Here is an 11,853-nt window from a genome sequence, read left to right on the forward strand (position 1 = left end):
ACAGGCTCTATGTGTCAGTAGCTGTCAAAACTCAATCTTCTATTTTTTCAACTATTGCGGTGGGCAAAATGTCTTTGAGTAACACACTGCTCGTACTGCCTTTCCTGGCAACCAGGGCACTCACCAGTGTTGACACTGCGAAGGACTGATAGCCGCTCATCGCCAGAAATACGTTCCGTTGCAAAACGACATCGGTCGAGAACACGTCGCGAAAGATCAAACTGTGTCCACTGTCCGTATCCACAATCACCAAGTGTTCATCGACCCGGCTCGCCCACAATTGATCCGCAACCACGATATCCCAGATCAGTTTTCCCGGAACCGAAGGCGAGTGGTCGAGCGAATGGCGGCAATCGACAATGACCGATTCAAGTTTCAACCATGCGGCTCTGGCAAGCCGACAGGTCGTTGAACCTTGACCCAGTTTGAGCACCAGAATGCTGACATCATCGGCAATCAACGGGAGCAGGTCCGTATGCGTTTTCGCTCCCTCGACCACCAGTATTTCGGTATTTCGTTCGACATAGTCGAACGGCCCGACCCTGTTGTCTTGCGGGTAGGTGTGCAAAAAACCATCCGCGCGGTCATGCAGCATCACATTGGTTTGATGCTGGGTGCCGACGAGCGTGAATTGCGCAGCCATAGCGGTCTTCGGAACGCGGATCAACCGTCCGGTCCGGACCACGTACCACCGTTGGTAGTCGGGGTCTTTGACGGACAGAAAATCGGCGCATCTATGTTCGTTCGCTAGCGCCGCCAGCCCCTCACTCAATTCACCTTCCAGTGCAGCGACCCAATGGCTGTTGACGCCCGTAATCCGTGCCGGTTCGTAGTGTTGTAAATCCACCTCCACGCCCTCAAGCGTCGTTGCCCTGAGGCCAGAGCCTTCCACTGCTACGTCGCTAAAGGTCCAGCTCGCCCATTCCTGCGTCGGGGCTGGTAATGCCTCAGCCACTAACAGTTTCGTTCCCTCGGCGAATGCGGTGCTCAAGTGGTCTGGATCGATAAAGCCCTGACGGACAATCTTGCCGGTTGAAAGATCAAACAGCCAGGTGGCCTGATTGTCTGGAGTAATACTCAGCAAACGTACTTCTTTGCCATACCCTATTTCAGCGAGCAGCAGCCGCCCTCCCAGGTACCAGGCGCACAAACCGCCCTTGAAACCGGCCAAACCCAGGATGGCAAAACTCGGCACCGGGTATTGCAACGCAACCGTTGCCAGCGCCGACCACCACTGGGTTTTATCCTTGAACCAGTGCTCGGTCAGCCCGCCAAACCTCAGATTCCCGTCCGGTGTAATGTCAAAGAACAGACCAGCGTCGGTCAGGGCGAGATAGTCCCGTTCAACGGCGATAACATTGTTCAACCCAGGGGGGGCGATTTCTCTGGACGACCATTGTGCGCGACCCTCCACCATCGACCTTTGCTGTCGCACGAGCCTTGCGTGAGGCTTGTCGTAGGTAATGAACACTTCACCCTCGGCACCGGCAGGGGCGATGAGCAGAAGCTCATTCAAGGCCTTGATCGAGTCTGCCCATCCCCGCTCGCGGTGACGCCTGGCAGGCGCACGAATAATCAACCCGTCACCGTTGCGCACCCAGACCATATCCCGCCACGTGTCATCGATCTGCCAACAAATCGAAACCAGTGCACCGGGACGCCAGTTAACGGTATTGGCGGACTCTGCCAGCAGCACATAGTCGCCCAGTACCTGCTTCCAGTCAGTCAGCGTGTCAGCCTCCAAAACAGCCTGCAGCGCAGGATCCTGACAGAGGGTGATCGAACTGAGCAACACGGCCCGGTCATGGATCACATAGGTCAGTTCATCGCGATGGCCGTCCTTTCCTGTGAGTTGCTGCACGATCTGAATGCCGCCATTGGTCACAGCCTCGCAGCGGACAATTTCCAGGTCGTCTCTGATCAGCAAACGATAGCGCTGAACCAGCGTGCCGGTGTTCGCATCGACCTGCCAGACATAGAAAGTCTCGGGGTGATAGAAGTAAGCCGAACCCTCCACCACTGCCCCTAACACGGCCTCATCGGCCAACAGTTCATTCGGGTCGCGGATGTACAGAAAACGATCCTGTGCCGAGTCGTAATACGCGACTACCGTCCTGGGTTCGTCCGGCTTTTCGAATGGCACCACGAAGTTGCGAACGGGGGTGTAAGACGTGGCCAGACGATGTTCATGGGTCAGTGTCTTGAAGTGATCCAGCAACGCTAGTTCCCCGAGGGCCGGATTGGCCTCTTCTTCGACAACCTCCAGCCGCCGGGCAGCAAGATCTACAAGCACGATTTTGTTACCCGCCAGCTTCAGCAATACATGGTGAACGCCACCGCCACTGAACGTCACATCCAGCGTCTGGGAAACAAGGCGTCCCCCCGCTTCTATCTGGATGTCTGTCTCCGCCAGCCAAGGCGTCAGCAGCACCCATTGCATGGCAGTGTGACCGGGTGCGGCGAGCTCGAGGCTCACCCCGGGATTGAGCAGCATGGAACATTGAGCGCCTGCGCCTTCTATCCGGTAGGACACCAGGCCATGCCACGCCTTCGGCAGCGCAGGTACCGCCAGTGAACGCTCGACGTTATCGAGACGTACATTGAATACCGTTGGTTTGTAGACCGGGTTCAGCCGGTTGACCACGTACTCGCCAGGAAACGAATAGAACGAAAACAGAAACTGCCATTGCCCCTGTTCGTTCTTTTTCTCCAGTCGACGTGCCGTGTCGTACCCGCCGGAATGACGAAATGTGACAAACGGCAGCAACTTGTATTGGTAGCCGTACCAGGTCCTGGGTCTGCAGGGCAGAACGATTGTCTGTCCGACCTGTGGCGAGAAACGCGCCGAGTCCGGCAACTCAAGGCCCTGACGAATATCGGTGGCCCGGTTGTAATCCACATCGAAATCCGGAACCCCGAAATGGTCCCGAAGCGGGAACAGTTTCGGACTGTCGAAATGGACGGTGGATGCGCGCAAATCCAAATCGGCAAACACCAGCAAGGGTTGCGCAATCCAGGCATTCGACGCCTTGTCCAGATAATAACCGCCTTGTTCATACGCCTTTTCAAGCCCATCAAAAAACAGCGCGACCTCCTTGGCTTCCTCCGCAATCGTCGCAAAACCTTCGGCCAGCGCCGTAACGCCCACCGCCAGCCCGCCCAGAATCACCCCGACACCCCCAAGCACCCCGGCCACTGTACCTGCGCCAGCCAGTGCCGCACCCAGGCCGGCTGCGCCTACCACCGTACTCGCGTAGTCAAAGGCCAACTGCGTTCCGAACTGCGCCTTTTCAATGTCATTGGTGGCGTGGCTTAACTGATAAATATCAAACCCGACATTCACCATCCCCAGCACAGTACCGACGCCTTCATTGGCGATGTGCCCCAAGGCCTTTTGCACCAACGGTGCGCTGGTATGGGCGATCAGCTTTTCATCGTCCAGTGCCTGACGCACCAGTTTCACAACGCCAATCAAATCCACGACATTGCCATGGGCCAGCTGGGCATAGTTGACGTAGGCATGCAGGCGAATGGCGGTGGTCAGGGCCTTGTCACCACCGCTCGCTGCACTCTCGTGATGACGCAGCGCATTCATCAGGGCCTGTATGGTGAAACCGGCATTTAGCGTATGAACGCTGCCGGCGTCCGTCGGATCATGCGAATTGACCGGTGCACGCGGGCGACCGGCTAACGAATGGAAGGTTTCCGAGAGGAAGTTTTTAATCCTCAGGAGTCGATGATCATCGGTGGTCACACGCACAATGCTCTTCGCGGCATCGGTGTTGACCAGACTGATTTTGTATTCTCCTGCCGGGGTTATCTCCAGCGTCTCGAACAACGCAACAGCGCCCGGTGGCAACCCGTGTTGCTCCTGCAACTGCCGAGTCGCCTGCGCGATCTGCCCACCCCACCAGTGCGCGTCCAGTTCCAGCAATGAACTGCCCAGCACCGCATTGTTGACCAGCGACTGCCCACGGGCGCTGGCCAGCCGTTGTCTTACCCGAGGCGCCTGCTCAGGCAGGCTGCCCGACTCGGAAAGACTGGACACCTGGACACCCGACGACAGCACCCTTTCATTGAGTCGGGTAGCGTCGATTTCAATCAAATCAAACGTCGGACGCGCAGGCTCTCCATAGGCTGCGTAATGCCTGGCCATTTCCTGTCGAACGAAAAAATGTGTCAGCGCTTCGCTGAACGCTTTGGCGGAATCAAATTCGAAAACACCAAAATTCGGATCGTAGAAATGGTACGTGCTGCGCCCGCCATTGGACGTTTTGGCCACCAGCATGGAATGGTTGTCAGAGTTGAGCATCAGCGTGCTGGTGCCGTTTTTTCCTTCGAGCGTCGCAATGACTTGCGTCAGATCGGAACGCACCACCGCCCCACCCAGGTCATGGATGTCGGTATCGCGTAAATCTTCGAGAATGCTCACAAACGCCTTGGAATCGCTGGTGTCGGGTTCAATGACCGCCAGGTAGAACCGCTCACGCAGAATGTTGGCCGCATCGCTCCCTTTACTCATGGCCGCTGCCATGGCCAGTGCCAACGGGTAACAACGCCCGGCGATACGGTCACCGGCCCCCTGAAGCAACAAGTCCTGCGGGACCAACTTGAAACTGCCGTGATTGAAGCTTTCCAGCACATCGGTCATCCGCTCGCCAATACGGTCACGGAATTCGAGTTTTGCTATCTGCTGAATACGGGCAACCTGGCGTCCCCATTGCAGCAAAGTCAGTGGCTGCCCGAGCGCCTGCTTCTTCAGCTCAATGCTGGTCTCGGACAACGCTACGGTGGGCGTCGAGGCACTGGCCAAACCCGCCACGAACGCTGGGTGATTTTCTTTAAACAGCTCCCGTTCAATAGCCCCGTAACGGTGAGACACGCCCAGTTCAGACACGTTGTTGGCGAGGTTTTCCAGCCGCGCGCTGACGTAATCAAAGTTACGCTGATCCATGGCCCTAGCGCCCAGCAACGAACCGATCAATAACCGCTGCAGGGGGTCAAGCTGTTCAACCTGCAAAGCACCTCGACCTATTCGGTGAAGCAATTCATCCAGGGGTAAAGCCGCTGTTGCCGGCTCACCGACCAACGACGGCGGGAGCGCGATCTCTTGCGCGAGGATAGATTGACGCTCGTCAAAACTCAGCTGCAACGGCTTGTCGAAAGTCACCCCACCGGTGGTCCGCTGACTCATCGCACGCAAAAACGGTTCGCCAAGGTGCTGTGCCAGGGATTGCAGTAATTCGGTCGACAACACATGTCGACCTTCGATGACAGGCCAGCCATGGTCGAAATGGATCGTCTGACTCTTTAACAACTGATCCACTTTGCCCACGTAACGTGCTTTGAACTGCCCGGCTTCCCAACGTTGTTTTTCTTTAATGAGCCATTGGGCTGTGTCGCTTTCGTTTTCTTTCCAGGAGTGGTCCAGCTCCTCCTCGGTTGCCCGGTTCACCGTTGCGGCGGCGACAATAGCCACATCCGCTCGCCAGGCGTCAGATGCACGAGGGGTGAAATGCATTTTTGCGTAGTCCGCGATTGCATCGCGCATCGCCGCAGGCCCGGTCAGATAGATGGTCACTTCGCTCTGAGGGCGGATGCCGTCGCTGTAGTAAATCGCTGCGGCTTCAACCAGAAAACTGAGCGACAGCTCTTCTTCCGGCGACAATTGGTGCATGGGACCAAATTTTTTCTCGACGACTTCCAGCGCAAGACCACTCATGGCCTCGGCGTCGATAAAGGCGACTTGCCGCTCCATGGCCAAGCGGGCCGTCGCATCGACAATCTCGTAGTTGCGTTTGAAGCGATCGAGAACGGCGTTCAACATCGCCGACCCGGGATGCGCCATTAGAAACGCATTACTCAGGCTGTTCTGTTCGGCAACCGCTCGCAGTCCGTTCGGACGAACGAGGCGTTCTGCGGGCGCGTGAAAGACGCTATTCAAATCCGGGCGACTTTTAGCGAAACGCTCCAGTGCCGGGCGATGTTCTTTGGGGATTAGCTCAACGTAGCTTGTGTACTTACTTTTTAACGCCTCACGACCTGGCATCCATTCCGGGTTGTGATTAAGCAGTAACTGCAACACGCCCAGGCGCGCATCGCTACCAAATTGACTGATGTCCACGTCGCCCAGCTTCTCCAGAAGGGGGGGCAGGTTATCGACATCCGCATAACTTCCGCCTTCGCCCCTCAATGCCTCGATGCGCACAACATCGGAGGCGGCGGCAAAATTACCACGCAGGCTGATTTCCCGATCGTAAATAGCCTGCAAGTGCAGCGGCGTTACATTCTGCGCAAGATCGCAAAGCTCTACACCGCCCTCGCCCAATGCCGAAATACTCTGACTGTTTTTGTCCCTCAAGGCGTTCAAGCGCGCTTCATTCTGGCCATAACCACGTACCAGAAGATCAATGCGGGCGTCATCCGCTTTAATTCCGTGCTCAACTGATTTTTTGATATGCGCGAACATTTGTTGCTTGAGGACGATGGCCCGCGCCTCATACTTATCGCCAAGTTCAATCGCCGATTGACTGATCAGACCACCGTTAACCATCGCATCGGCCTTCGCGGCCTCGACAATGATGCGGTTGGTTTCATAGGCCAACAATGCATCGCTGTCATACCAGAGTTTAACGGCATAGTCTTGCTCGACCAGAACCTTCTTCCAGACATTAATGTAGTCGCGCTGAATGTTCCCCAGGCCACCCCCCAGCCAAACGAAGTGCATATTCTTCGGTACTTCGGTTGCTACAGAAGTCAGTTGTTCGATGCTGTCGGACAGGCGTGCGTGAAAGCCTTCGACCCTGTTGCTGATTTCAGCCAGGCCCGGAGTGGCAGTACCCTCCGGCGCTGTTGACGGTTCCACCCCCGCCGCACGTCGACGCCGGCGCGTGGGTTCAACAAAAGTCTCAAGCGCCTCGCGCAGCAAACCCAGCGGTGGAAGCATTCTCGGAAAGTCGAGTAAGCCGATACACGCGAAGTAATACCGAAATACCGCGTCGTACTTGTCGGTACCTTTATGTTCCTGCAATGCCTGCTCAAGATCAGACAATTTAAAAAGATCAATAAAATTGACGTAGCCGTTCACACGGCTAACTGCTTGCTCATCCATAAATTACTTCCCTGTAAAAATTAAATGCTGGCAACCCACCAAGATGCAGAAACTATCCGACCTCAAACAACACTAACCGAACGCATTTCCCACCTCAAAACAGAAAACAAACAATTGATGACCAACCGAACATTCAGAAACTTAAACACCCACCCAAACAACAAAAGAAAGACAACAAAATGCTCGACCATCAATAAACCCGATAGCGACCTTACTTCCAAACCAAATATTAACTTACATCAAGACATCGAACTGTCGGCCGCAGTCAATGCGAGTTCATTAACCACAGACAGGTATAAAAGCGGCCCCTGGACGAGGCCGCCGACACTCACGAAGTTGGCTTGTCGCCGTACCAACGAGGCGTATACACCCACTCGCCACCCTCGGCACGAGGGAACACGCAGGTGGTGGAGGAACCGATCAGCACCATGGTGCGCATGTCGACCTGGTCCGGGGTCAACTGCCCCAGCGTGGTGACGCGCAAGGTCTGGCCCGGGCGACCAATGTCGCGCCCCAATACGACCGGCGTTTCAGCGGTGCGGTGCTGCGCGACAATCTCCAGGGCCCGACCCAATTGCCATGGACGTGAACGCGAGATCGGGTTGTAGAACGCCAACGCCAGATCGGCTTCGGCGGCCAGGTCCAGGCGCTTCTCGATGATCGCCCAAGGCTTGAGGTTGTCCGACAGCGACATCACGCAGAAGTCATGCCCCAACGGCGCACCGGCCTGCGCAGCGGTCGCCAGCGAAGCGGAAACACCCGGCAGGATTTCCAGATCGACGCTATGCCAGCTCTGCTCACTCGACTCATGCAACGCTTCAAGCACCGCCGCCGCCATGGCGAACACGCCGGGGTCACCGGACGACACAACAATCACCGAACGGCCTTGCGCCGCCAACTCGAAGGCGTGGCGGGCACGCTGCATTTCTTCGCGGTTGTCGGTGCAATGCAGCACCTGATCTTCACGGAACGGCCCGGCCATGCGCACGTAGGTTTCGTAGCCGAGTACGTCGGTGGCCCTGGCCAGTTCGGCCTTGACCGCGGGCACCATCAGTTCGGCGGCGCCAGGCCCCAGACCGATCACCGCCAAACGACCACGTGCACGGCCGATTTTCGCAGCGTCCAGCGGCTGAGTGGCGACCGCGATGGCAATGCCGGTATCCGCTGACACGATGGTAGCGTTCGGCACGGTGTGGCGGGACAACTCGCTAACGCCGCCGCTGACCGACGCAAACCGCAGAGGCACACCCAGTTCCAGTGCTGCTTCGCGCAATGCCGTGCTGGCCATGTTCAGATCGCTGGCCAACAGGCACGCCACCGATTGCACGGCGATTTTCGCTTGATGCAGGGCCGTGCGAATCGCGCCTGGCAGACCCGTCACCTCGCCGCCCACCGTCACCAACACATTGCGCGGGTAAATCATCAATTCATTGTCTGCCGGTGTCCGCTCGGCATTGCCGACATGGATCGACAGCTGCGCGTGAGGATCTTGCGGCAACTGCGCTTGCGCCAGCCACGGCGCAGCCCCTTCGACGCGGACGCTTTGGCCGGCGAGCAAATCCGAGACGAAGCGCTTGCCCAGTTCCAGATCGCCGAGGGCGTAACCGCTGGGTGGATTGAGCAGGCAGGTGCCGAAGCGCAATTCACCGCTGGTGGTGATCGCCGCAGCAACCTCAAGACCAGCAGCAATCTCGCGCGCCATGACGTTCACGCCACCGAGACCACCGAGCAGCGGCACCACGGCGCTGCCGTCTTCGGCCACGGCCAGCACCGGCGGCTCGGCGCCTTTTTCCAGCAGTAACGGCGCAAGAGTGCGGATCACGATGCCCGCAGCGCACAACGCGATAATCGGCGTGTCCTGCTGATAGAACTCACGCAAGGTGGCACCGAACTCGTGATAGACGCGGTCCGCGCCTTCCACCCGCTCGGCCAGGCCATGGACCAATGCGCCAGGGTACAACTGCGCAATCTTGCGCGCGGTCGCGAGGCTGCCATTGCCCAGAATGACAATCGCCGGAACTGGACGGGACATCAGCCTTGCCACCTTTCGCCGGGCACAATGATCAGCGAGAAGTACGGTGAGGACATCGGCTCGACCTGATCCAGCGGGACGATTTTCTGATTGGCCATGGTCGCGCGCTCAACGTACAACGCACGCTCCGCCAGCCCGAGCTCTTCGAGCACCTGACGGACCTTGGGAAAGTTGCGCCCCAGTTTCATGATCACGGCGGCATCGGCATCGGCCAGACGCCGCTTGAGATCGTCGGCGGGCAATACACCCGACAGCACCGACAAACTCTGATTGCGATACACCAGCGGCGCACCCAGTACCGAGGCACCGCCGAGCATCGAACAAACGCCCGGCACAACTTCGGCTTCGTAGCGCTCGGCCAGCCGATCGTGCAGGTACATATAGGAGCCGTAGAAGAACGGATCACCCTCGCAGATCACCGCCACGTCACGGCCAGCGTCCAGGTGCGCGGCGAGTTCTTCGCCGGCCGCATCGTAGAAATCGCTGATGACTTGTTCGTACGACAGCGGCGCCGGCAACGCTTCGGTGGTCACCGGATACACCAGCGGCAGCAGCGTTTGCGCGTCCTGCAAATGCGCCTCGATGATGCCGAAGGCGTTGCCCTTTTTGCCCTTGGCGACGAAGTACGCCACCACCGGCGATTCGCGCAGCAGGCGCAGGGCTTTGACTGTAATCAGCTCCGGATCACCAGGGCCGACGCCCAGGCCGATCAAACGTCCAGGTTGCTGCATCATTCGATCTCCGTAGCGAGGGCATTGACGGCGGCGGCGGCCATGGCGCTGCCGCCCAGCCGGCCTTGCATGATGACGAAGGGCACGCCACGGCTGTCCGCCGCGAGCGCGGCCTTGGATTCGGCGGCGCCGACGAAGCCCACCGGGAAGCCGAGAATCAGCGCCGGTTTCGGTGCGCCCGCGTCGAGCATTTCCAACAGATAAAACAGTGCGGTCGGCGCGTTGCCGATCACCACCACGCTGCCTTCCAGATGAGGGCGCCACAGTTCAAGCGCAGCGGCGGAGCGGGTGTTGCCCAACTCCCGGGCCAGATCAGGAACGCTTTCATCGCGCAGGGTGCAGATGACCTGATTGTTCGCAGGCAAGCGCGTGCGGGTCACGCCTTCACTGACCATCCTCGCATCGCACAGGATCGGTGCACCGGCGGCCAGCGCATCACGGCCGGCCTTGCCCGCGCCTTCGGAAAATTGCAGGCCGTCGATAGCGTCGACCATGCCGCAAGCATGGATCACACGGACCGCGAGTTTTTCCAGGTCGGCCGGAATACGCTCGAGGTTGGCCTCGGCACGAATGATCGCGAAGGAGTTGCGATAGATCTCCTGACCGTCGCGGATGTAATCAAGCATCAAGGGGGCTCCGTGAGCGGGCGTCGAGCAAGGCTGCGACCGCTTCAATAGTAAGGTTGCATGCGTGCAGCGCGCCGAAACCCGGCTGCGCTGCATCGCGAAAATAGAGGTCGTAGTGACCGGGAGAAACCGCCAGCAATGTGATGGGGGCGATGTGTGCGGCCGCGCAGGAACGTGAGCAACCGGACAGGTGGACGTTCTGTGTCTGGCCCTGATGTTGCAACAGCGCGGCCAGTTGCCGGGCATCGCCCTTGGTGTCGGCCAGGCCTTTGCTGCAACCCGTCGAGCCGGTGCAGGCGATCAGATGCGCCAAGGCATCGTCGGCCGAGCAACGCAGGCCAAGTTGTTCGAGGCTGTGGATAACTTGAGATGCATCGTCGCCATGGACACCGGGCAACAACAGGCTTTGCCAAGGTGTGAAACGCAGGCTGCCATCGCCCTGGTCGCGCGCCAATTGTGCGACGCCTCTGAGCATCGCGGGATTGAGGCGACCCAGAGGCGGCACCGCGCCGATATACACGCGCTCGGCCTCGCTCTGTGGATGAACGCCGATGTGCAAGACACTCGGACTAACCTTGCGCTGCCAACCCTTGATGGGCATTAACAGCACACGTTCGGCCAGACGAGCGAGAAACCCGTCGAGCGAACATTCAGCGAGCAAATGCCGCATTCGCGTCTGCTCGGGACGCGCCATGTCGAGAAACAACTCAAGCACCCCGACCACCAGCGCATGGCCCTGCTCCAGCGGCACCGCGCCCGCAGGCGAATCCACGGGACACCCCGCCAGACCGAATGCAAAAACCAACTCGCCGTCTCGTTCAGTGGCGGACAACCACAGGTCATGGGGATGTTCGAGCATCGCCAAGCCTTCGCCGCCATCCAGTTGCACGGCAAACTTGGCACTGAGGTCGTGGAAGCGTTCATGGCTTTGCAGCGTGACGAGGATCTGCTCGGCCAGCAGACGCGTATCGAACAGCATCTGCCGATCAATCCCGGCGCTGGGGCTGAGCATCAAATTGCGCACATCGTCGCCAGCGGCGGTGCTTGGCCCCAACCCGGCAGCCATCAGGCCATCGATCAAGGCGCCCTGTTCACTGCCGATCCCGCGAATTTGCAGATTGGCGCGGTTGGTCGCCTCGATTACGCCTCCGGCGAACCGTTCAGCGGCATCGGCCACTGCATCGGCCTGATCTGCCGTGATCGAACCACCATTAAGCTTGATCCGGCAGATCCCACCGTCCAGCGCCTGGACGATACGCAGCAACCCCGGACAGGCCGAGGGGCGTAAAGCGTTGGACATCGGGCGTTCGTTCAATGAGTGACCGGCTGACTGGATGCATGTGAAAGGCGAAG

5 protein-coding genes are annotated in these 11,853 nt (G+C 58.6%); all 5 read right to left on the reverse strand.

The annotated features are described in order from the left end of the window. Positions 1 to 31: 31 nt before the first annotated feature. A complete protein-coding gene (locus tag ABH912_RS17255) occupies positions 32 to 7,111 on the reverse strand; it encodes a TcdA/TcdB pore-forming domain-containing protein (RefSeq protein ID WP_429511217.1) in 7,080 nt (2,359 codons plus the stop codon). 328 nt (positions 7,112 to 7,439) lie between these two features. Continuing rightward, complete coding sequence (gene cobJ, locus ABH912_RS17260) at positions 7,440 to 9,143, reverse strand: precorrin-3B C(17)-methyltransferase (protein ID WP_429511218.1); 1,704 nt, start codon at positions 9,141 to 9,143, stop codon at positions 7,440 to 7,442. Next, complete coding sequence (locus ABH912_RS17265) at positions 9,143 to 9,874, reverse strand: precorrin-2 C(20)-methyltransferase (protein WP_033053597.1); 732 nt, start codon at positions 9,872 to 9,874, stop codon at positions 9,143 to 9,145. The genes cobJ and ABH912_RS17265 overlap by 1 nt, the downstream gene beginning before the upstream one ends. Next, the gene (locus ABH912_RS17270; RefSeq protein ID WP_033059596.1) at positions 9,874 to 10,500 is read right to left on the reverse strand and encodes a precorrin-8X methylmutase; all 627 of its coding nucleotides are present in this window, start codon (positions 10,498 to 10,500) and stop codon (positions 9,874 to 9,876) included. The genes ABH912_RS17265 and ABH912_RS17270 overlap by 1 nt, the downstream gene beginning before the upstream one ends. After that, entirely contained in the window at positions 10,493 to 11,800 is a 1,308-nt protein-coding gene (gene cobG / locus ABH912_RS17275) for a precorrin-3B synthase (protein ID WP_429511219.1), read from the reverse strand. The genes ABH912_RS17270 and cobG overlap by 8 nt, the downstream gene beginning before the upstream one ends. Positions 11,801 to 11,853: the final 53 nt, after the last annotated feature.

Origin of the sequence: Pseudomonas sp. BT76 TE3572 (genome assembly GCF_050435365.1) — a bacterium.
GTDB classification, from domain to species: Bacteria; Pseudomonadota; Gammaproteobacteria; order Pseudomonadales; family Pseudomonadaceae; genus Aquipseudomonas; species Aquipseudomonas fluorescens_W.